Source organism: Microbulbifer maximicatervae (SeqCode) (assembly GCF_052467615.1).
Genome location: NZ_CP174319.1, coordinates 979262 through 1001432 on the forward strand (window position 1 = coordinate 979262; position 22171 = coordinate 1001432).

At 53.4% G+C, this 22171-nt stretch carries 24 protein-coding genes; 20 read left to right on the forward strand and 4 right to left on the reverse strand.

Features of this window, described 5'->3' with window-relative positions:
- Positions 1-80: 80 nt before the first annotated feature.
- From ACJJIM_RS04470 to ACJJIM_RS04505, 8 genes are all read left to right on the forward strand, one after another.
- Positions 81-575 carry a CvpA family protein gene (locus ACJJIM_RS04470; RefSeq protein WP_282931877.1) on the forward strand — a complete coding sequence of 165 codons (495 nt, stop codon included), beginning with the start codon at positions 81-83 and terminating at the stop codon, positions 573-575.
- Positions 576-620: 45 nt separating this feature from the next.
- Complete coding sequence (gene purF / locus ACJJIM_RS04475) at positions 621-2108, forward strand: amidophosphoribosyltransferase (RefSeq protein WP_282931878.1); 1488 nt, start codon at positions 621-623, stop codon at positions 2106-2108.
- A 183-nt stretch (positions 2109-2291) separates the two neighbouring features.
- Positions 2292-3473, forward strand: a complete 1182-nt coding sequence (locus tag ACJJIM_RS04480) for an O-succinylhomoserine sulfhydrylase (RefSeq protein WP_413664956.1) — start codon at positions 2292-2294, stop codon at positions 3471-3473.
- A 148-nt stretch (positions 3474-3621) separates the two neighbouring features.
- Positions 3622-4533 (forward strand): AAA family ATPase, encoded by a 912-nt coding sequence (locus ACJJIM_RS04485; protein WP_413664957.1) that lies wholly within the window; start codon positions 3622-3624, stop codon positions 4531-4533.
- 4 nt (positions 4534-4537) lie between these two features.
- Positions 4538-5548, forward strand: a complete 1011-nt coding sequence (locus ACJJIM_RS04490) for a DUF58 domain-containing protein (protein ID WP_413664958.1) — start codon at positions 4538-4540, stop codon at positions 5546-5548.
- On the forward strand, positions 5548-7578 hold the full coding sequence (locus ACJJIM_RS04495) for a transglutaminase TgpA family protein (protein WP_444913383.1): 2031 nt from the start codon (positions 5548-5550) through the stop codon (positions 7576-7578). Before ACJJIM_RS04490 ends, ACJJIM_RS04495 begins: the two co-directional genes overlap by 1 nt.
- 24 nt (positions 7579-7602) lie before the next feature.
- Entirely contained in the window at positions 7603-8823 is a 1221-nt protein-coding gene (locus ACJJIM_RS04500; RefSeq protein WP_444912512.1) for an MFS transporter, read from the forward strand.
- A gap of 339 nt (positions 8824-9162) precedes the next feature.
- A complete protein-coding gene (locus tag ACJJIM_RS04505; protein ID WP_444912513.1) occupies positions 9163-9456 on the forward strand; it encodes a DUF3175 domain-containing protein in 294 nt (97 codons plus the stop codon).
- Positions 9457-9486: 30 nt separating this feature from the next.
- Here ACJJIM_RS04505 and sppA read toward each other — a convergent pair whose 3' ends face one another.
- The 4 genes from sppA to arsC form a co-directional block, all read right to left on the reverse strand.
- Positions 9487-11352: a signal peptide peptidase SppA gene (sppA, locus tag ACJJIM_RS04510; RefSeq protein WP_413664961.1), complete on the reverse strand. Its 1866-nt coding sequence runs from the start codon at positions 11350-11352 to the stop codon at positions 9487-9489.
- 86 nt (positions 11353-11438) lie between these two features.
- Positions 11439-11786, reverse strand: a complete 348-nt coding sequence (locus ACJJIM_RS04515; RefSeq protein ID WP_413664962.1) for a DUF2069 domain-containing protein — start codon at positions 11784-11786, stop codon at positions 11439-11441.
- Positions 11787-11796: 10 nt separating this feature from the next.
- Positions 11797-12417, reverse strand: a complete 621-nt coding sequence (gene wrbA, locus ACJJIM_RS04520; protein ID WP_444912514.1) for an NAD(P)H:quinone oxidoreductase — start codon at positions 12415-12417, stop codon at positions 11797-11799.
- A complete protein-coding gene (gene arsC / locus ACJJIM_RS04525) occupies positions 12417-12761 on the reverse strand; it encodes an arsenate reductase (glutaredoxin) (RefSeq protein ID WP_282931887.1) in 345 nt (114 codons plus the stop codon). The genes wrbA and arsC overlap by 1 nt, the downstream gene beginning before the upstream one ends.
- 172 nt (positions 12762-12933) lie before the next feature.
- On the opposite strand from arsC, the gene ACJJIM_RS04530 reads away from it, so the two are divergent.
- From ACJJIM_RS04530 to ACJJIM_RS04585, 12 genes are all read left to right on the forward strand, one after another.
- A complete protein-coding gene (locus tag ACJJIM_RS04530) occupies positions 12934-14337 on the forward strand; it encodes a YihY family inner membrane protein (RefSeq protein ID WP_444912515.1) in 1404 nt (467 codons plus the stop codon).
- Positions 14255-14716: a TlpA family protein disulfide reductase gene (locus tag ACJJIM_RS04535; RefSeq protein WP_444912516.1), complete on the forward strand. Its 462-nt coding sequence runs from the start codon at positions 14255-14257 to the stop codon at positions 14714-14716. The genes ACJJIM_RS04530 and ACJJIM_RS04535 overlap by 83 nt, the downstream gene beginning before the upstream one ends.
- 162 nt (positions 14717-14878) lie before the next feature.
- Positions 14879-16243: an L-cystine transporter gene (locus ACJJIM_RS04540; RefSeq protein WP_413664966.1), complete on the forward strand. Its 1365-nt coding sequence runs from the start codon at positions 14879-14881 to the stop codon at positions 16241-16243.
- A 149-nt stretch (positions 16244-16392) separates the two neighbouring features.
- Complete coding sequence (locus ACJJIM_RS04545) at positions 16393-16806, forward strand: hypothetical protein (protein ID WP_444912517.1); 414 nt, start codon at positions 16393-16395, stop codon at positions 16804-16806.
- A gap of 362 nt (positions 16807-17168) precedes the next feature.
- On the forward strand, positions 17169-17693 hold the full coding sequence (locus tag ACJJIM_RS04550) for an RNA polymerase sigma factor (protein ID WP_444912518.1): 525 nt from the start codon (positions 17169-17171) through the stop codon (positions 17691-17693).
- Positions 17690-18076 (forward strand): hypothetical protein, encoded by a 387-nt coding sequence (locus ACJJIM_RS04555; protein ID WP_413664969.1) that lies wholly within the window; start codon positions 17690-17692, stop codon positions 18074-18076. The genes ACJJIM_RS04550 and ACJJIM_RS04555 overlap by 4 nt, the downstream gene beginning before the upstream one ends.
- Positions 18060-18299: a hypothetical protein gene (locus tag ACJJIM_RS04560; RefSeq protein WP_444898060.1), complete on the forward strand. Its 240-nt coding sequence runs from the start codon at positions 18060-18062 to the stop codon at positions 18297-18299. Before ACJJIM_RS04555 ends, ACJJIM_RS04560 begins: the two co-directional genes overlap by 17 nt.
- Positions 18292-18993, forward strand: a complete 702-nt coding sequence (locus ACJJIM_RS04565; protein WP_444912519.1) for a DUF3106 domain-containing protein — start codon at positions 18292-18294, stop codon at positions 18991-18993. Before ACJJIM_RS04560 ends, ACJJIM_RS04565 begins: the two co-directional genes overlap by 8 nt.
- Before the next feature lie 142 nt (positions 18994-19135).
- Positions 19136-19699: a glycine zipper 2TM domain-containing protein gene (locus tag ACJJIM_RS04570; protein WP_444894508.1), complete on the forward strand. Its 564-nt coding sequence runs from the start codon at positions 19136-19138 to the stop codon at positions 19697-19699.
- A gap of 65 nt (positions 19700-19764) precedes the next feature.
- The gene (locus ACJJIM_RS04575; protein WP_282931896.1) at positions 19765-20082 is read left to right on the forward strand and encodes a PepSY domain-containing protein; all 318 of its coding nucleotides are present in this window, start codon (positions 19765-19767) and stop codon (positions 20080-20082) included.
- 34 nt (positions 20083-20116) lie between these two features.
- Entirely contained in the window at positions 20117-20791 is a 675-nt protein-coding gene (locus ACJJIM_RS04580) for a response regulator transcription factor (protein ID WP_282931897.1), read from the forward strand.
- A complete protein-coding gene (locus tag ACJJIM_RS04585) occupies positions 20788-22155 on the forward strand; it encodes an ATP-binding protein (protein ID WP_444912520.1) in 1368 nt (455 codons plus the stop codon). The genes ACJJIM_RS04580 and ACJJIM_RS04585 overlap by 4 nt, the downstream gene beginning before the upstream one ends.
- Positions 22156-22171 lie beyond the last annotated feature (16 nt).

A 22171-nucleotide genomic window follows, 5' to 3' on the forward strand; every position in this document is an offset into this window, starting at 1 on the left:
GCCTACGGCTTCACGCGCTTAGTCCCTTCAGTTAGAATGCGCGCTCTTCGCGGCAGCAGCCGCCACGCAGGTAGGATTGAATGAATTGGGCTGACTGGATCATTCTGGCTATTGTGGGTATCTCCACGCTTATCGGCCTTAGTCGAGGTTTCATCAAGGAAACCTTGTCTCTGCTTACCTGGATTGCCGCCTTTATCGTCGCCATGATGTTTCGCGACCAGCTGGCGCCAATGCTATCCAACCTCGTCGACACCCCCTCCCTCCAAATGATTGCAGCTTTTGGCATCCTGTTTATCGGCACCTTACTCGCTGGCGCCGGTCTCAACATGGTGCTCTCTGCCTTTGTTGAGGCAACTGGGCTATCCGGTACAGATAGAGTGCTGGGAATGGCGTTTGGCTTGGTGCGGGGAGCCATTGTCGTGATGGCGCTGTTGATCCTGGCCCCGGCATTGGTGCCGGTGGAACAGGACAGTTGGTGGAGTCAGTCTGTTCTGATTCCCCATTTCCTCGAATTTGAGGATAGTGCGCGGGAGCTGGCGGGCTCCGTTAAGGAATTCTTCGTAAAGTTGTTTTAAATAGAGCGCCAAAAGCGCTCTTCTCGAGTCAATAGGGTCAAATATATGTGTGGTATCGTCGGTATCGTCGGTAAGAGTGACGTCAATCTGCAGCTCTATGATGGGCTCACTCTGCTGCAGCACAGGGGACAGGATGCCGCCGGTATCGTTACCTGTGACGATGATCGCCTGAACCAGCAGAAAGCCAATGGTCTGGTTCGCGACGTATTCCGCGCGCGCCACATGGAGCGTCTGAAAGGTAATTTTGGTATTGGTCACGTCCGCTACCCCACTGCCGGTAGCTCCGGCCCGGCGCTGGCTCAGCCGTTCTACGTGAACTCTCCCTACGGCATTGCCATGGCTCACAACGGCAACCTCACCAATGTGCATGAGGTGGTCGATGAGATCTTCCAGCAGGACCTGCGCCATATCAATACAGATTCTGACTCGGAAGTGTTGCTGAACGTGTTCGCCCACGAGCTGCACAAGTTGCACAAGCTGCAGCCGAAAGCCGAAGATATCTTCAGTGCGATGCGCTCTGTACACAAGCGCGTGCGCGGCGCCTACGCTTGCGTTGCCCTGATTGTCGGTTACGGTATTGTTGCTTTCCGCGATCCCAACGGAATTCGCCCACTGGTTTACGGCAAGCGTGAAACCGAGAAGGGCACCGAATATATGGTGGCTTCCGAGTCCGTGGCTCTGGACGTACTGGGTTACACCCTGGTGCGCGATGTCGCTCCTGGCGAAGCGCTCTATATCGAATTGGATGGCACTGTGCACTCCGAGCAGTGTTCAGATAACCCGTCTTTGACTCCCTGTATTTTTGAGCATGTGTACTTTGCCCGCCCTGACTCCATTATGGATGGCGTATCGGTACACAAGGCGCGTTTGCGTCAGGGTGAGCATCTGGCGGACAAAATTCTCAGCATGCGCCCGGATCACGATATCGACGTGGTTATCCCGATCCCGGATTCTGCCCGCACGGCAGGCCAGACGGTAGCCCACCGCTTGGGGGTGAAATTCCGTGAAGGTATGGTGAAGAACCGCTATATCGGCCGAACCTTTATCATGCCCGGTCAAAAGCAGCGCAAGAAGTCGGTTCGCCAGAAGCTCAATGCCATCGAGCTGGAATTCCGTGGCAAGAACGTGTTGCTGGTAGATGACTCCATTGTGCGCGGTACTACCTGTAAGCAGATTATCCAGATGGCCCGCGATGCCGGTGCTGCCAAAGTGTACTTCGCCAGTGCTGCCCCTGCAGTAAAATACCCGAATGTTTACGGTATCGACATGCCCTCCGCCACTGAGCTGGTGGCTCACGGTCGCACCACCGAGGAAATCTGTGAGGAGATTGGCGCAGACTGGTTGATCTACCAGGAGCTGGAAGATCTGGTGGTCAGCTCCAGCGGCGGCAAGCAAAAAATTGACCGCTTTGATTGCTCTGTATTCGACGGCAATTACATCACCGGTGATGTGGACGAGGAATACCTGAACGATCTGCACGCTCAGCGCAATGATACGGCGAAGCGTAAAAAGGCCGACGCCAACGCTTTGTAATTCGCCCTTGGGGGAATATCTAAATATCCTTCATCTGATTGGCGGGCGGCAAAAAAACCGTTTTTGTAGCCTGCCAATAGTAAAAAAGCGTAAGCGTCCTTTTCTCGCGGCAGAAGAGGGCGCCAGTTAAGATCGTTTCGGTTAAGATGACTGCTTCCAAAAATACTGACCAGGAAGCGGTATATGTTTGAAGACGACGGTTACGCTCTGGAAACCCTGGCGGTGCGCGCCGGCCAGGTTCGCTCACCGGAAGGAGAGCACTCCGAGGCACTTTACCTCACCTCCAGTTATGTTTTCCCCTCTGCTGCAGAGGCTGCTGCGCGCTTTTCTGGCGAAAGCTCCGGCAACGTCTACTCCCGCTATACCAACCCCACAGTACGCACTTTTGAAGAGCGCATCGCTGCTCTAGAAGGCGGTGAAGCTGCGGTAGCCACTGCTAGTGGCATGGCTGCCATTCTCAGTATTTGTATGGCGCTACTGAAAAGTGGCGACCACGTTATCTGTTCCCGCAGTGTTTTCGGCACAACTACGGCTTTATTTGGCCGCTATATGGAAAAGTTCGGCGTGCGGGTGAGCTATGTCGATTTGACCGATATGGATGCCTGGAAGCAGGCCGTAGATGGTTCCACCAAGCTGCTGTTTATGGAGACGCCTTCCAACCCTCTGTGTGAAGTAGCCGATATCCGCGCGTTGGCACAGGTCGCCCACAGCGCTGGTGCCATGCTGGTTGTCGATAACTGTTTCTGTACCCCGGCACTGCAGCGACCTCTATCCATGGGCGCTGATATTGTGGTGCACTCCGCAACCAAATTCCTCGACGGCCAGGGGCGGGCCCTGGGCGGTGTTGTTGTTGGTCGCAAGGATGTAATGGATGAGTTGGTGGTTTTCCTGCGCACTGCCGGACCGAGTATGAGCCCGTTTAATGCCTGGGTATTCCTCAAAGGCCTGGAAACTTTAAAGCTGCGTATGCAGGCGCATTGCACCAATGCACTCGACTTGGCTTGGTGGCTCGATGAGCAGGAGATGGTTGAGAAGGTAAATTACACCGGCTTGCCTAAACACCCCCAACACCGCCTAGCGCGGGAACAGCAAGACGCTTTTGGCGCAGTGCTGAGTTTTACTGTGCGCGGTGGTCGCGAAGCTGCCTGGAAAGTGATCGACAATTGTAAAATCCTCTCCTGCACCGCCAACTTGGGGGATGCAAAAACCACTATTGTGCACCCTGCCACGACAACCCACGGCCGCCTTAGTGATGAAGATAAGGCTCGCGCCGGAATTACCGAAAATTTAATTCGTGTTTCGGTAGGGCTGGAAAATGTTGAGGATCTCAAGCGCGACCTGATGCGTGGATTATCCCAACTATAAGCGCTGGCGTAAGCGCCCAGCTACCTATGATTATTAGCGGACAGTGAAATACTGTTCGCTGCTTCCGGTAGCGTTTGCATTTTGTTGCGCCCCTGCCGGTGTGTAGAAATAGCCCCCTTGAGAAAAATTGAGCAGTAATGGATTTGCCGTGCAAAAAATAGTTTCCGCCATAGTGTCCGATATCGGCAGCGTTTTATTGGGTAAAGAGCGCCAGGTGAAGTTGGCGTTGGCCTGTTTGTTATCAAAAGGCCACCTATTGATCGAAGACCTACCGGGTATGGGTAAGACCACCTTGGCTCATGCACTCGCCCAGGTGCTGGGGCTAACGTATAAGCGGGTGCAGTTCACCAGTGATATGTTGCCGGCGGATATTCTCGGTGTTTCGATATTTGATCGGGAGTCCAGCCAATTTCATTTTCACGAGGGACCTGTGTTTAGCCAGGTGTTATTGGCGGATGAGATTAATCGCTCATCGCCAAAAACCCAAAGTGCGCTGTTAGAGGCCATGGAAGAGCGCCAGGTGAGTGTCGATGGTGAGACCCGCACACTGCCCCAGCCATTTTTTGTGATTGCCACGCAAAACCCGATGCAACAATCGGGCACCTTTGCATTGCCGGAATCCCAGTTGGATCGCTTTCTAATGCGTATTAGTCTCGGCTATCCCACCCGGGAGGCGGAACGAGCTTTGTATTTGGGGGCCGATCCGAGGCAGCAGCTGGCAAAGTTAAAGCCCAGAATCGATATCGCCACACTCGGAAAAATGCAAAACCTGGTTACGCAGGTGAAAACTTCTGACAGTCTGTTGGATTACTTGGAGCGACTGGTTTTGCAAACCCGCCAGAGCCCGGATTGCGCAGTGGGTTTATCACCCCGAGGCGCTTTGGCCCTTTTGCGCGCAGCCAAAGCCTGGGCGTTGATTCACAATCGTGGCCATGTTTTGCCTGAGGATATCCAGGCTGTGTTGCCGGCGGTGGCAGGACATCGATTACAGAGCGATGGCAGCAACGGCGAGCAGTTGGTTGAGCGTCTGATGCGCCAAGTGGATGTGATTGCGGCCTGAGTCGATGAGTGTAAGTCACCCCCAACGTCGGAACCCTTCCCGCAATCCGATACACCTGCTGGTGGAATATTGGCGCAACCTTATGCAGCGCTGGCTTAGTCGCCGGGCACCGCGGGCCCGAGCGATTACCTTGAACCACAGCCGATTATTTATCCTGCCCACGCGCGCAGGCTTAGGTTTCCTAATAGTGGTGGCATTATTGTGGTTGCTGGGCACCAATTATGAAAACAATCTGGTTTTCGCTCTGACATTTTTGTTGGTCAGCATTTTGGCGGTGCTACCACTACACACCTTTGCCAATTTAAGTGGCGTGCACTTGCGCCTTGTGGATACCCGAGCAGCTTTTGCTGGTGATTTTGCCGAGGCGGAAATTAATGTCAGTTGTGAGGGCAAGCGGGAGCGGGAATGGCTCGAGCTGAGTTGGCCACCGGAGCAGGGCAGTCGCGTGGATTTGTGCGAGCAGAAAAGTGCGGATATTTGTATCTCTATGCCGGTAGTAAAACGTGGGCGAGTGCAGGCACCTCGGTTGAGGGTTGAAAGTCGTTTCCCTCTCGGGTTATTTCGCTGCTGGAGCCGCATTGACCTGGATGTTGAATTTTTGGTTTACCCCCGTCCAATTTCTGCGGGCCCTTTACCGCTAGGAGAGACTGTTGCCGAGGGGGAGTTTGGTGAGGTGAAGCGGGGGGGGGATGATTTTGCAGCGCTAAAACCCTATCAAGCGGGTGACTCGTTACGCCATGTAGCCTGGAAGCAATACGCGGCCGGACGCGATCTTTACAGCAAGGACTATGAGCGCAAAACTGACACGCGCTTGTGGCTCGACTGGGGTTTACTCGATGGCAGGGATATAGAGATGCGCCTGAGTAATCTCTGTGACTGGACCCTACAAGCGGAAAAGCAAGGCATTGCATACGGTTTGTGCCTGCCTGGCATTTCAATAGAGCCTTCGCTCGGTCCCGAGCATCAGCAGCAGGTCTTGCAGGCATTGGCCCTGTACCCAGGGCGAGGCCAGTGATGATTGCGAATAAGGATTTATTGCCCAGGGAGAGTTTGCTGTGGATTTTTGCCGCCCAGTTTGTCGCCCTATTGCCGCAATTCACAATGCTGCCACTGTGGGTGGCTTTTGCCTGGGCCTTTGCAGTTTATTGGCGCCTGGAAGTTTTTCGCGGGCGCAGGGATTTACCCGGTCGGGCTCTTAAACTGACGGTGATCCTGTTGACGGTGGCGGGACTGGCTCTGTCCTATCGGCGCTTGTTTGCTTTGGAGCCGATGATTGCACTCTTGGCGCTGTCATTCACCCTGAAAAATCTCGAACTGGTCAGCCGCAGGGATGCCTTTGTCAGTCTGCTGCTGGCCTACTTCGTAGCCGCCACTCTGTTTGTGCAAGAGCAGACCATTCCCTATGCACTTTACGGTTTACTGAGTGTGTTGGTAATTACTGCAGCCCTGGCGGCGCAGCTGGGACACTATAGTGCGCGCCCGCGCCGGGCTCTGGGATTATCCCTGCGGTTGGTGGCACAGGCCACGCCGTTGATGGTGTTGTTGTTTTTGGTTATGCCTAGGCTGGGGCCCCTTTGGTCTGTGCCACAGAATACCTCCGCTGGGCGTACCGGTGTCAGTGATTCGATGGCCCCGGGAGACTTTACTGAGCTTTCCAAATCCAGCAAGCCGACCTTGCGTATCTCCTTTGATGGACCAGTGCCCCCGCCAGAGCAGCGCTACTGGAGGGGCTTGGTGTACTCGGAATTTGATGGGCGTACCTGGCGCCAGGGCTATGGTGTTGACCCTCGAAATGGCGGGCGAGTGTATTGGAGAAGTGGTGAGCAGGTGCTTCCGCAAGTGGGTCCCCGTTATCGCTACCAGGTTATCCAGGAAGCGAGCCGCAGCCCCTGGCTATTCGCTATGGCAAAACCGGCTTCAGAGAGCGCGGGTGTGGGAGAGACAACGGATGATCGCCTGGTAAAACGTACCCCGGTTTTCAACCGCTTTTCTTACCAGGTAAGTTCCTGGCCGAGAGAAACCCTGTCGCTCAGTGCTACTCTCAGCAATGCGGAGCGGCGCAGGAATTTGCAACTTCCCAGTTTCGGCAATAGCCGTACTCGTCAGTGGATGGCTTCCCTGCGGGACCAGGGGCTCAGTGCTGAGGCGGTTTCCTCCCAGCTGCTGTCGCACTTTCACAGTGCTTTCACTTATACCCTGAAGCCTCCAGCACTGGGCGGCGATACTATTGATGAGTTTCTTTTCGATAGCCAGCAGGGCTTCTGCGAGCACTTTGCCGGTAGTTATGTGTTTGCCATGCGCGCAGCGGGGATACCGGCGCGAGTAGTGGCTGGTTACCAGGGCGGTGAGTGGGTCAGTGGAGAAGAGTACTTATTGGTGCGAGAGTACGACGCCCATGCCTGGGCTGAAATTTGGCTCGACGACCAAGGCTGGCAACGTGTAGACCCCACAGCGGCAGTAGCTCCGGAGCGGGTGCGCGACGGTCTGGAGAGTGCGGCGGGTGAAGAGTTTATGCAGGACTCCCTATTTCCTTTACACCGTATCGGCATTCTCAGCCAGTTGCGCTTACAGTGGGATATGATCAACTACCGTTGGTATCAAACCGTAGTGAGCTTTGATGCCGATCGGCAGCAGAATTTGTTACAGCGGCTATTTGGTGATCTGTCTCCAATGCGTATCGCCCTATTACTGGGGGCACCGATTCTTGTGCTTTTGTTGGGTATCAGTTTGTGGGCGGCCCGCTCCGCAGGAGGACCCAAGTTGGCGCCTGCAGAGAAGCTCTACCAGCGCTTTTGCCGGCGCATGGCCCGCAATGGGGTCCAGCGGCATTCCGGTGAGACTGCAGGATCCTATGCCCGCCGGATTGCCGAGGAAAAACCGGAGATGTCTGGTTATGCCGCAGCAGTGACAGAGGCTTTTGAGTCTGCCGCCTATGGTGGTGATGGCTCTGGGCTAAGAACACTTCGGAAGCTATCAAGCTGGTATTTCTGGTTGCGGCACTCGGCAAATATGACGCCGCAAAAGCGTGAGTTGGCAGGTTATTAATCATTGAGTTATTTCGTATCTAGAATGCCAACCCAATTGCAAAGGTTTCTGTTGGGCTATAGCGGCACCTCCCTGGCAACCGGGTTGCAGGTGATATTGCTGCCCTGGATTGCGCTGACGATCGTGGATCTTCCGGCCCTGCAATTGGGGTGGATTCAGGCATCAGTATTGCTGCCAAACCTGGTATTCCTGCTGTTTGGCGGCGCTTTAGCGGATAGGCGAGACCCGGCTCTGGTGTCGGCTCTGGCCTGTTTGGGCCTGGCGCTTTGTCATACCGCATTGTTGTTGTATTTCACCTTCCATGTCCTGAATTTATCCACCTTGATGGTTTACGGAATTTGCCTGGGGGTGTGCAGCGCTTTTTTACAGCCGGCACGGGATAACCTGGTGCAGCGCAGTGCCCGCAACCGCAAGGGGCAGGCCACTGAGCGAGGCGTGCAAAAAACCGTAACCTGGATGATGTTGGCGCAGTACGGCGGCCAGGCGGTGGGCATGCTGCTAGCGAGTCGATTTGACCAGTGGGGCTTGCAGCACTTGCTGGGTGTACAGATTGCCGTTGTGCTAGTGGCTTCATTATTGCTTTTCTCCTTGCGCCAGCCTCAAGAGCGTCAAAAGGCACCAGAGAAGCGACCCCATACCCTGATTCTGGATGGTCTCAGTCAGGCATGGAAACATCCGGTATTGCGGGAGCTGACAGCATTGATGGCGTTCAATGGCTTTGTGCATATTGGGGTTTTCCTGGTGGTCTTACCGCTGCTGGCCGAGGACTACGGCCGCGGTGCCGGTTACTACGCGACCCTGCAGCTGGCATTTATAGCGGGCACGGTGATCGCGACGGTGACTATGTTGAGACGGGGCCAGGGGCAGGAGCCAGGGCGAGGAATTTTGATGTGCTTGCTTTACAGCGCTGCACTCTTGATTGCTATCAGCCTGGGGCCAACAAAGTTTGGCTTGATTCTGTTGTGTCTGTGTTGGGGGGCGGTTGCGGCAGCCTCCGCAGGGTTGGGGCGAGGCATTGTGCAATTGATGGCGCCGGCGGATTATCGCAGTCGCATTATCTCTATTTATCAATTTGCCCTATTTGGCTCTGCGGCGCTGGGGGCCCTGGCTGCGGGTGTTTTGAGCGAGGTCGCAGCGCCTCTGACGACACTGTTGTGGGCGGGAATCCTGAGTTTATTGGCATTCGCACTGGTTGCCCTGAGTGGGGCTCTACGGCAGGTTAAAATTTCCGATAGCGAGGTTTAGGGAGCCTCTGAATAGCTCCGTGATACCTCTGGCATGCAGAGCGGTTCACAATCAAGGCGCGGCTTCGCAGGAATGTCTAGACCTTTCAAGAAGTCGCAACGCGGAGTGTGAATCGCTCTGCAAGCCCCGAAGGGCGGGCCTTGAAGGCCGCATCTGCTGCGTTGCAGCTCTTGCAAAGGGCTACGGCCATTCGCGGCGAGCTGCGCCTTACATCTGCACCCTTCAAGACCCGCAGAGGCATTACGGAGTTATTCAGGGGCTCCTTAGGATTCCCGTAACGACCAAATCCGGTTGAGCCACCATATATTTAACAGGGAACTGCGGATATGGAGGTGGGGTTTGGTATCAGTAAAAAGTGCCAAATGGTCACAGAGAGTCTCGACAAACAGCCATGCGCTGGACCTTGAAGCCGGTGTATTTAGCCTGGATGATCCAAAAGCGATAGCCAAATCCCTGAAGAGTGCAGCTGAGGCCAGTCAGCAGCGCAAATCAGAGCCTTTCCGTTCAGCCATGTCTATGCTCACTTTTTATATCAATCGTGCGGGCCACCATTTACCTGCGCGCAGGCGCAGAATCCTGGAGGCCGCGAAAAATGAATTGCGTGAGCTTTATGGGCGTCCGCGCCGGCATTGAGCCGGCGCAGGGTAGAGGCGATGAAGTCTTTTAGGGGGCTAGGCAGGGCAGGCAGCGCACGTAGAGTCCGCGCGGGTCGCGGAAGCTCTGCAGTTCGCCGATTGGTGCCAAAACCGGTTGTAAGCTGTTTAACCAGGCGCCGAGTGGCAGGTTTGCCTCAAGGCTGGCGGCGATACGTGCATCCACATTATCGCTCAGGGCGCGCAGGAATCTTTCGCCGGGAGTCAGCTCGCGCTGGATCTCTATTACATCGTATTCTTCGATCTCAGCAAGCTGTGCGGCGTCGGCAATGGCGTCGTTGAGATTGCCCAGATCGTCTACCAGCCCCAGGTTTTTGGCCGCGCGCCCGGTCCAGACCTGGCCCTGGGCAATTTTGTGCACTTCCTTGGGAGTGCTGCCACGGGACTCGGCCACAATTCTCAGGAACCTGGCGTAGGTATTATCCACTCCCTGTTGCAGGATACTGGCGGCTGCCTCGGGTAGGGCACGATCCAACCGCATGCTGCCGGCCAGGTCTGAAGTGCCCACACCATCGGTATAAATACCCAGTGCCTCAAGGGAATCCTCAAAGGTCGGGAAGGCACCAAATACGCCAATGGAGCCTGTCAGGGTTGCGGGAGAGGCCCAGATTCGATCGCCGCCGGTAGCAATCCAGTAGCCACCAGATGCGGCCAGACTGCCCATGGAGATAACGACAGGGATATCGGCTTCGCGGGTAGCGAGTAACTCCTGTCGAATTGCTTCTGACGCGAAGGCGGAGCCGCCGCCACTGTCAATGCGCAGAACCAGTGCATCAACTTCTTTTTTGCGCGCCTGTGCGATTAGTTCTCCCAGGCTTTCGCTGCCGATCCTGCCGGCGGGAGCGCGGCCATCGACAATAGAACCGCTTGCCGTGATTAAGGCAATCTTATTGGGTTCTTTCTTGGCGGCGACTTCGCTGAGCTTTTGGCTGCGTAAATAGGTGAGGGCATCGATGGCCTTATAACTGCGTTCATCGTTCTCATCTTCACCAATGGTTTTGCGTAGCTCTTGAACAGCCAAGTTGCGGTTGGCGAGTTGGTCGACCAGTTTATTGGCCAGAGCAGTACGTGCCCAGTCGCCCTCATGCTGCTGCAGTTTCTGGGGTAACTCGTCGATAAATAGATCGATGCTCTCAGTTGGCAGGTTGCGAAGGCCAGTCACCTGTTCGGTGTATTCACTCCAGAGTTCATGCAGCCAGCGCTGGTTATTCTCACGAGAAGCCGGAGACATGTCGTCGCGAGTATAGGGTTCGATAAAATCCTTGTAGTCGCCAACGCGGAACACGTGGAAATTGACTTTGAGCTTTTCAAGGGCGCTTTTATAGTAATTCCGATAGACGCCAAAGCCGGTGAGCATCACGGAACCCATTGGATTCAGGTACACTTTATCGGCGTGGCTGGCGAGGAAATATTGCGCCTGGGTGTAGTTATCACCCACCGCGTAAATGGGCTTGTCGGCAGCCTTGAAGCGCTGCAGGGCTGCGCCAATCTCGTCGAGCTTGCTGAGACTGCCGCCGACCATATTGTCGAGCTCCAGCACCAGTGCGGAAATGCGTTTGTCCTGTGCGGCTTTGTCGATAGAGTCGACAAGATCCTTAACCCTGATTTCCGCTGGCCCCTGGGAGCCGCCGAAGAAAATCGGTAATCCGCTGGGCTGGCTGAGCTCATCTACCAGAAATCCACTCGGAGCCACGCGCAGGGCCGCGCCTTGTGGGACTACCAGCTGTTCGTCCTTGCCAAAAATTGCGATACCCAGGAATACCAGTATTAACAGGAACACCAGGTTGGTAAACACTCGCCTCAGCCAGGTAATTGAGCCGCCAATGGCACCAAAAAAGCTGCGGAACAGTCCTTTCTCATTGGATGAATCAGTCAAACCTCAAAACTCCTTAGTGCGCTGAGGGGCAAGCGTTGTCTATTTATCAGTTACAAAATCATTAGCAATGTGAGTAGTGCCGGTGGCTATTGCATGCGATGCCAGCGGCTGCTCATCATTGATGAAAAGAATAGGATAAGGCTAAGGACTACCAGTACGCCATCCTGCCAGCCGCGTGTAGGCATCATTACGTCGACAATACTGGCAGTGATATACAGCAAAAGAATAAAACAGAGCCACAGATAGCTACGATAGTGCTGCTTTAGTAACCCAGGTAGTACCAACAGCAGTGGTATGGTCTGCAAGCACCACAGGAACAATGAGCCGCCTTCGAGGAATAGATTCCAGACGACAAACAGTACGAGCATGCCGATATAACAAATCCAGTTAATTCGCAGCGCTATCTTGAGCTTGCGCTGTACAGAATCGTTCACACTTTATCCTCTAGTTGTCGCCGTTATGTGTATTATCCAGCGTCTGTGCCAGGCTGCCGACTCGCTTGCCCAGTGCTCGGCACAGGGTTACTTCGTCATCGGAAAGCGATGTGGCGTGTTCACCGGACCAGTGTGAGGCACCATAGGGTGTGCCGCCAGTGCGGGTGCGCATTAAGGCGGCTTCGGAGTATGGGATGCCGGCGATTAACATGCCGTGGTGCAGCAGGGGCAGCATCATGGATACCAGCGTAGTTTCCTGACCACCGTGAAGACTGCCAGTGGCGGTAAATACCGCAGCCGGCTTACCGGTAAGGCTGCCATCGAGCCAAATATCACTGGTTTGGTCAAGGAAATAGCGCAGCGGAGAGGCCATGTTGCCAAAGCGGGTAGGGCTGCCCATCAGTAAACCGGAGCAATTGCGCAGGTCCTCGATTGTACAGTAGGGGGCACCTTCGGTGGGTACCGGCGGCTCGCTGGCTTCAGTGTCTGGGGATACGCCGGGCACGGTGCGCAGGCGAGCGGTCATCCCGCTGGCCTCTACGCCGCGAGCCAGTTCGGTGGCCATGCGCGCCGTAGCACCGGTGCGGCTGTAGTAGAGGATGAGGACATAGCCTTCGTTGTCCCGTTCCATCAGATCAGCCCCAGTACATTTTCAGGGGGCCGTCCTATCACTGCTTTGTCGCCTTTTATAACGATCGGGCGTTGGATCAAAATAGGGTTTTGAGCCATTGCGTCAATTAACTGGGATTCGGCCAGATCTTTGTCTTTCAGGTTTAACTGCTTGTAGGGTTCTTCACCAGTGCGCAACAACTGTCGTGCATCAATATCCAGTTTGTGCAGCAACTGCTGAATATCCTCGGCAGAAGGTGGGGTTTGTAGATAGAGAACCACCTCCGGTTCAATACCGTTATCCTGCAATAGCTGTAGGGTTTGGCGGGATTTTGAGCAGCGGGGGTTGTGGTAAATCGTCCACATTGTGGCGGCATCCTGTTACTGTTTGGCGTATTCTAACCGAAGAATGTTGCGGAGTTCTAAGGCGCTTCTGAATAATTCCCCCAACGTCCTGCGGGGTTTTCGGGAGTTCCTTGGCTATTTGGGGCAGTAATACTGCGGCCTGGGCGAGATGTCCAGGCATAGAGAGATCACAATGAGAAGCACCGTAAAGGATTGGGGAAACCACTGGCTGCGCTTTGCGACGTCGCTGTGGAAGCTGTTTGATGAAAAGGATTGTCGGCAACGCGCGGCTGCTCTCACTTACCTGACACTGTTTGGCATAGTTCCCCTGGTGACGGTCAGCTACGCCATGTTGTCACTGTTCCCCGACTTTGCCGGCTTGCAGAGTAGGCTACAGGATCAACTGTTCACCCACTTTTTGCCTCAGAGTGGGCGCGAGATCCAAAAATATATCAGCAGTTTTTCCGAACAGGCACAGCGTTTGACTGGCGTTGGTATCGCGATGCTGATTATTACTGCGGGTTTGACCCTTCGCGGTATCGAGGGGACCTTTAACTCTATCTGGGATGTCCAAAAAGGCCGCAGCGGCGTTTCGAGTTTTCTTTTGTACTGGGCGATATTGAGTCTCGGTCCAATCCTATTAGGGGCGGGACTGGCGACAAGTACTTTTGTCTTTTCTCAAAAATTTTTCTTGGGTGGAGCTGATTCCTTTGAGGTAACTTCGTTGTTATTCAGGGTTCTGCCGTTTGTTTTCAGCTCCATAGTTTTTACCCTACTGTTCATCGCTGTGCCCAATTGCTATGTCCCGTTGCGCCACGGAATAGAGGGGGGGATCATAATTTCGATTGTTTTCGAGGTTATGAAGTACTTATTCGGCCTGTTGGTAGCGCGGAGTTCGGTCCAGGCAATCTACGGGGCATTCGCTGTTGTTCCCCTGTTCCTGCTTTGGATTTATCTGATGTGGATACTGGTATTGGCCGGCTGTGTGTTGGTGCGCACACTATCGGTTTATCAAGCTGCGACCCAGGAGCGGGAGCATTCTGACCTGGTTGCCCTCCTTATTGTTCTCTGGCAGATGTATAAGAAATGCGCGAAGGGGAGGCCTCTGAAGGAGCGAGATATTTCCCGTATGGGAATCAAGTTTGTTCAGTGGCGAAGGTTGCGGAATATCCTTCAGGCTAATCGTATGGTGACCCAGACTGATCGCAATGATTATGTTTTGCTGAGGGACCTGAATACGGTGTCCCTGGTTGAATTGGCAGGCTGGCTGAGTTCGGATTGGATGCCCAGTGGAATTCCTGCGAGTCTGGATGGATTGCCCTGGTATGGAGAGGTAGAGCAACGCTTTGCCAATGCCAGAGAGTCAACCCGAGAGCAATTAGGTATTACTGTTGGGGAGTTGTTCCTGGAGGCCGAGCAAAAGGAAGCTGAAGATAAGCCCCTTGAGCTGGGTCACGACGGCGGGACTGATGATAAGCAAACAAACTCTGAAACCGGGGGAGAAAGTGGGCCTGATGAAAATAGTCAAAGTGAAGATGACAAGAGCAGCAGCGGTCACCTTTCTTTTGTTGGTATGCGGAATAAGCGCCTGCGCTAAAGACGATAAATCGCTTCTAGCCATTGATGGGGAAGAGTTGGATGTATCGGGTAAGGTTTTGCTGGTTAACTATTGGGCAGAGTGGTGTAAGCCCTGTCGAGAGGAGATCCCGGTCCTTAACCAACTGGCCGACGGTAACAACAATGTCGTTGTTGTTGGGGTGAACTTCGACAATTTACCGATTGCGGAAATACAAAAACAGGCGGATAAGTTGGGTATTACTTTTCCCGTTCTAGTGGCCGAACCGCAAGGGCGCTGGGGGCAGGAGAAGCCGGAGGTGCTGCCTTCTACGTTCATTATTGGTACCGATGGTCGCTGGCATAAAACATTGGTTGGCCCGCAGGATAGAGACGACTTCATTTCGGCTCTCAATCTATAGCGAGTACTAATGGAGTGCTGGTAAAAGCCGGCGGGGTAACAGTGGATTATTAGAAGCTCCCAAACTTTATAAAACTATAACTAACACATCTATAGGCTTGTGGCGGTTCGCTGATAGCATGCCGCCACTTTCCCCTTTTGTTCCGGGTGGGACCCAGACCTTATGCATATCAGTTCATTTGCTTTCCTGCTTCTATTTATTGTTTTTATATACGGACTTTTTCGCTGGCAGCGAGGCCGTGACTCCCTCGCACCAGCAGTGCTGGCTGGCCTGATTCTTGGGGTTATCTTTGGAGGCACCCTGCAACTGTCTCGCGGATGGGGGGCTGCACCCGCAGAGGTGATACCTTGGGTAGAGATGATAGGGGACAGTTACGTAAATCTATTGTATTTACTCGTGATGCCCCTGGTGCTGACTTCCATATTAGTGGCGGTAGTTAAAGTCAGTCATACCCAGGCGCTGGGCAAAATCAGTATTTCAGTCCTGGGGGTGCTATTGGGAACAACGGCGGTGGCCGCTCTAATTGGCGTGGCTATGGCCGAGCTATTTGGTTTGTCGGCTGCGGGATTGGTTGAGGGTTCCAGAGAAGCTGCGCGAGTGGAAGTGCTGAATGAGCGAATTGGCAAGGTCACGGACCTTTCCATTCCTGAGATTATTACCTCTTTTGTTCCGCGCAATATTTTTCTGGACCTGACCGGGGCTCGCTCTACTTCTGTTATAGCGGTGGTTATATTCGCGGTGCTTTTAGGGTTGGCAGCCTTGGCGGTTCGCCGTGAATTTCCCGAAGAGGGCGCAGCGATTGAGCGCTTCGTTCATGTGGCTCAAGTCTGGGTTATGAAGCTGGTGCGACTAGTGATGGCTTTTACCCCTTACGGCGTGATGGCCCTGGTTACAGGCCTGATCGCTAAATCCAGTATGGGGGATATTCTTAACTTATTGAGTTTTGTGCTGGCCTCCTTTACGGCTATTGGTTTGATGTTCCTGGTGCACGGTCTGTTGCTACTTATTAATGGTATCAATCCGCTGCACTATTTCACCAAGGTATGGCCGGTGCTGGTTTTTGCCTTTAGCTCCCGCTCCAGTGCTGCAACTATTCCCCTGAATGTCGAGACTCAGGTAGACCAGCTGCGTACGTCTCCAGCAATTGCCAATTTCTCTGCATCTTTCGGTGCGACTATTGGGCAAAACGGCTGCGCCGGTATTTATCCGGCCATGCTGGCAGTAATGGTGGCAGTGCCGATGGGGATCAATGTATGGGACCCAGTATGGATTGCTACTTTAGTGGCGGTTGTAATGATCAGTTCTTTCGGTATAGCGGGCGTTGGTGGCGGGGCGACCTTTGCAGCCTTGGTGGTACTGCCGGCAATGGGGTTGCCAGTTACTATCGCAGCTCTGCTAATTTCTGTTGAACCTCTGATTGATATGGCGCGAACCGCGCTGAATGTTAACGGCGCTATGACTGCTGGCACCCTGACACAACGCTGGCTCGGCGATGAAGTGCCCGGCCCGGAAGTTGTAGAGGGTTGAACAGAGAATGGTACTTTGTGCACCGATTATTTTTGTCTTCTGATTTCGCCGATTTTTCATAGGAGTCCTGTCAACCAGCTCTGGTGCCTGACGTTATAGTCAGTGCTGTTAACGCATTGAGTTTTTTGTTCACGGAACTGGAGCAACTTATGAATAAACTGATAGGACTGTCAGTACTGGCGCTTAGCCTTGGTTTTCCCCTCTCGCTGCAAGCTGAAAGCAGTGAGGATGATGGACATGATCGCGGCGACCGTATTGAAAATCGTCTCGACAGAAAGGGGGATCGTATTGAAGAGCGCCTCGACGATAGAGGTGATCGTATTAATGAGCGCCTGGACCAGCGGTCTGAGCAGGCTGCCGCTAATGGGAGAGATAAATTAGCTGCACATTTAGATAAAAAAGGTGATCGTATCGATAGGCGCCTGGATAACAAAGGTGAGAAAATAAACGAGCGCCTCGATAAAAAAGGCGAGCGAATAGATAATAGATACGATCGGAAGAACGAACGCGGCGAGCGGACAAAAAAGCACCATCGTAGATCCCGTGACAACAATAACGATTAGTGATTGTTGGTTTTAGCAGGCATTATCTAGTGGGTTGCGGCAAACTAAGGAGCCTCTGAATAATTCCGTGATATTTCTATAGTCTTGGAAGACTGCAGTCGCTAGGCGCAGCCTGCTGATAAAAGCCTTAGTCCTTTGCAAGAGCTATGCAGTAGCTGGGGCCTTCTAAGTCTGTCCTACGGGGATTTCAGAGTGGTTCATACTCTGTGCTGCGACTTCTCAAAAGGTTTAAACACTCCTGTGAAGCCGCGCCTAGACTGTGAGCTGCCCTGACAGCCAAAGAAATATCACGGAATTATTTAGAGGCTCCGCAATAGCCGTAGAAGGATTGCATCCTCGTCAAGGGACCTCAATCGGCTTTTATGGATCAGTTTCTCGCTTCAGTAGAAAAGCGGGCATTCACTATGGCGAAATATGCTGTAGGGGACCGTGATGATGCGCTGGATATCGTTCAGGACTCTATGCTTGCACTCGTCAAAAGCTATAGCTGCCGAGACCGTGCGGAGTGGCGCCCATTATTTTTTACCATTCTTAATAACCGCATAACCGATTGGCATCGTCGCAAGAAAAACCTGTCCCGTTGGCAGCTGTTGAAAGATAAACTTCCTATTAATAGCGAAGGCGATGAATGGGATCTGAGTGAATTTCCCGACCCCAACGGCCGCAGCCCGGATAGTGTCCTAATCGGTGAACGTACGATTGATGCCATTGACCGCGCCATTGAAAAGTTACCTCTGCGTCAACAGCAGGCTTTTTTGTTGCGTTGCGTTGAAGGCTTTAATGTCAGTGAGACAGCAGGGGCTATGGCTTGTAGCGAGGGAAGTGTGAAGACTCACCTCTCTCGAGCATTGCGCAGCCTGCGGGTTCATTTGGAGGCGATGGAATGAGTAATTTAGAAAACAATTCATCGACTAACGAGAAGCGTATACTCGGAGCGGCCAGTGCCGCTGTTATACGTAGAGAGAGATCGCTCGATACGGAAACCCTGGCTGAGTTGCGGCGCATCCGCTCCGCAGCGCAAGATCAAAATAATAAAAAACGGTACTTTTCACTCAACACCTTGTATCCATACCTTCCAGTTACAGCGGCTTCTGCCGCAGTGCTATTTCTTGCTCTATGGTGGCCCAGTTCTGTTATCAATAATGAAAGTCGTACAGAGCTGCTAGTGAGTGGTGATTGGCTGCTGGATGAAGATATGGATATCGAGATGATTGAGGATATGGAGTTTTATCAGTGGTTGGCGGAGGAGTTGGATGGGCACTCTTCGTAGTGTTTTATTCATCATATCTATGTGTGCGCTCGTATTTCCAGGTACTACCGAGGCGGAGGAAGCAGAGCCTCTGCCGGAGGAATTCCTGTTATTCCTGGAAGAGTGGGTCGATGAACAAGGTGATGTCGTTATCCCTGAAGATCCCGAGTTGGTTCAAGGTCCCGGGCAAACCCAAGAAGGCACCAAAAGCAAAGATATATGGCTGGGGGACAGTCATGATTAAAACCCTGGTCGCAACTTGTTTGATGGCAGCCTCACTGCTTTGGGCTGGTATGGCGTGGTCGGTGGAGTGGAAAAGCCTAAGTGATAGTGATCGCAAGCTGTTACAGGGCATGGAAGAGCGCTGGCCCAACATGTCTGATAGCCAGCAGGAGAGGTTGTTGCGGGGTGCGCGTCGATGGAACTCAATGAGCCCTGAGCAGCGTGACAATGCTCGGCAGCGCTATGAAAAATGGCAGTCTCTGCCCCAGGAACGCCGTAATCAGCTGCGGGAATCTTATCGACAGTACCGTGCCCTGCCGGAAGGCAGGCGTGAGAGTATCCGTGAGGCTCGTGAGAGATATCGGCAGATGTCCCCCGAACAGAGAGAGCAAGTGCGCGAGCGCTGGCGGGAAGCTAGGGGCGATAGGAGTGAACCGCAAAGGCCCAGAGGTGATAGGGCTCGGGGAGAGCGAGCGCAAGGGGATAGACTCAGGGAAGATGGGCCTAGGAGGGATAGGTCCGATGAGAATAGACCTAGGGGAAACCGGCACAGAGAAGACCGACCAAGGGGCGACCGGGCGAGAGGAGATAGGCCCAGAAGGGAGCACGAAAGGGGGAGAAGGCACCAGGATTCTCGGCCTAGGCGTGATCGAGAGGCCAGTGACCGACGAGAGGGTGATGAGGAGACTGATAGTTCATCTGGGGCTCCTGAATAGTGCCTGCCATTCAAATTCCAATCCTGAGAGGCTGGCTTATCGTTTTACCTCGCTGCTACGCTGGTACGATAGTGTAATTCAGCGTCTATTCAGATCATCTTAAGTAATCTGGCTCCCGTTGATGACTAGCGGGAGATATATCGTGCAACTATACAAACAGCTAATCGCGGGTGCGGCAGTTGCGGCACTGGTGGGTCTAAGTTCTACTGCCAGCGCGGGCCCCCGAGGCTATGCTGCGGGTGGCTATGATTATGCGCGAGTTACCGAGGTTACTCCCGTCTACACCGATGTTCAGGTTGTTACACCGACGACTCAGTGTCGCGATGAACAGGTTGCCTATCGAGAGCCGACTTCCCCGGCAGGTACTGTAGTGGGGGGACTTATAGGTGCTGCAATCGGCAATAACTTAGGCGATCACGGCCACCGTGGACGCTACGGTTATCATCGCAGTCACAATCGTGGCGGCGCCACAATCGCAGGGGCTTTGGTGGGCGCCCTGGTAGGTAACCAGATCAGCCGTGCCAATGCTCCAATCCACTATGCAACAGAGTCCCGTTGCCATGTTGTAGATGAATACTCTACAAGAAGGGAATTAGTCGGATACGATGTCCGCTATCGGTATAATGGGCAAGTTTACTTGACTCGCACTGACCATCATCCGGGCGATAGAATCCGGGTCCATGTCGATGTCTCACCGGCTCTTTGAGCCCGGTTGAGGGCGGCAGGGAGTTTATAAAGGGTGGAAAATTGGATATCCACAGGAGCCGCACCGTGAAACTGAATCGTACCTTACTTGGCTTTATTGCTTTTACCGCTGTGTTTTTGCCGGCGCTCTGCAGTGCCACGGTACACAGCTACCCCGCTTATGAGCGGGAGAGTTTCCAGCCCCACTTTCTTCGTGTTCAAGGGGGAGAAATCTCAAGGGATCGGGCTGCTTCAATCGTAAAACAACGCTTTGGTGGAAAAATTCTCGCCATTTCTGAGACCAAGAAACAGGGGCGAGCCGTGTATCGGGTGAAAGGACTGTCGGCCAAAAGCCAGGTTTATGTGGTGTTTGTCGATAAACAGAGCGGCCGTATATCCCGATAGCAGAATAATTGCGAGCTGCAATAAGGTAATTACTATGCGCGCACTATTAGTTGAAGATGAAGCATTACTGCGGCAGCAGCTGGCAGAGTCCCTGCGTACGGCCGGGTACACTGTTGACGAAGCCCCCGATGGAGAAGAGGCACTTTATCTGGGGAGGGAATATCCCTACGACGTTGCAGTAATGGACCTGGGTTTACCCAAAATTGATGGTATTCAGGTTATTGAAACACTGCGCCGTGAAGAGAAGCATTTTCCTATCCTGATTTTAACGGCTCGGGGACACTGGCAGGAAAGGGTCTCCGGCCTGGAAGCTGGCGGGGACGATTACCTGGTAAAACCCTTCCATACTGAAGAACTGCTCGCACGGTTGAACGCCCTGGTGCGCCGTTCCGCAGGTTTCTCATCGCCGACGATTAAAGCCGGACCTATCGTTCTGGATACCAGTGCGCAACGGGTTAGTGTGGATGAAGTTGAATTGGACCTGACTTCGTTTGAGTACAAAGTACTTGAATACCTGATGCTACATCCGGATGAGGTGGTGTCAAAAACCACCCTGACAGAACATATCTATGAACAGGACTGTGACCGGGACAGCAATGTGATAGAGGTGTTTATTGGACGCCTGCGGAAAAAAATTGATGCGGCAGCCAAGCTTAAGCCTATCGAGACTCTGCGCGGGCGCGGCTATCGCTTTGTGATTCCGCAGTGAGATCCATCAATTTCCCCCTGCTTTCCTATATTCTGGGTTCCTTAAAGGGGCGTCTGGCCCTGGTTACCAGTCTTGTGCTGGTCGGCTTTATTCTTCTTATCTCTGGAGTCCTCGAGCACGCCTATCGCACCTCCCTGAATGAAGCCAAGCAGCGGGAGCTGCAGGTCTACATTTACACCCTGCTGGCGGTTGCTGAGCCGGAAGGTAAAACCCTGATTCTGCCCCCGAGTTTGCCCGAGCAACGCTTCAACCAGCCTGATTCCGGCTTGGTGGGCGCTGTTATTGATCGGGAGGGTGAGATTATCTGGCGTTCGGAGTCAGCCCTGGCAATGCCGCAGCTGGAGTTCTATCCGCTTTCCCAGGGGCAGCAGTCCTATTCGCAGGTATCGGTTCCGGGAGAAGAGGGAAGTTATAGCAGTTTCCGCCAAGGGGTTGCCTGGGGGCTGGAAGATGAAAATTTGTTTACCTTTGCAGTGCTCGAGGATGCGGCCCCGCTACAGGCCCAAGTGGGGCAGTTTCGCTCAACCATGTGGCACTGGTTGGGGTTGGGCGCATTGTTATTAATCCTTGCACAGTGGTTGGTTCTGCGCTGGGGGTTTGCCCCGCTGACAGCCCTGGCTAATGCGCTTCAGGAAATGCAGCGTGGGAGTGCTGATCGATTGGAGGGTAATTTTCCGCGGGAGCTGCGCCCACTGACAGATAACTTAAATCTGTTGATTGAAAATGAGCGCCGCCAGAGAGAAAAAACCCGGCATACATTAGCTGACCTGGCCCACAGCCTGAAGACGCCATTAGCGGTATTGAAAGGTCTTAAATTTTCTGGAGATTCAACAACCGCCGGCAAGACGCTAACGGATCAGGTGCAGCGGATGGACAGTATTATCAGTTATCAACTGCAGCGGGCAGTAACCAGTTCGCCGAAATCCATTATAAGGGGGACACCGGTCGCGCCACTGCTCCATAAAATACTGGATGCGCTTGAAAAGGTGTATCGCAGTAAGCCGTGTGATGTCGAAAGTTCCTGTGCTGAAAACACCCTGTTTTATGGTGACGAAGGTGACCTGATGGAAGTCCTGGGTAACTTGCTGGATAACGCTTATAAATATGGTGAGGGGAAATTATCGGTTGCCGTTGAGAATATGGAAGATACTCGCAAACTGTCTATTCGGGTTAAAGACAATGGCCCAGGGCTGGACAGTGAGAAATGGCAAGCGGTTACCCAGCGGGGCGTTCGTGCCGATGAACAGCAACCTGGGCAGGGTATTGGACTTGCCGTGGTAGTGGATATTGTTGAGAGCTATGAAGGGCAAATAAATGCAGTCCCTCTTCCTGAGGCAGGTACGGAAATTACGGTACAACTGTAATTTCCGTTTTGCTCGA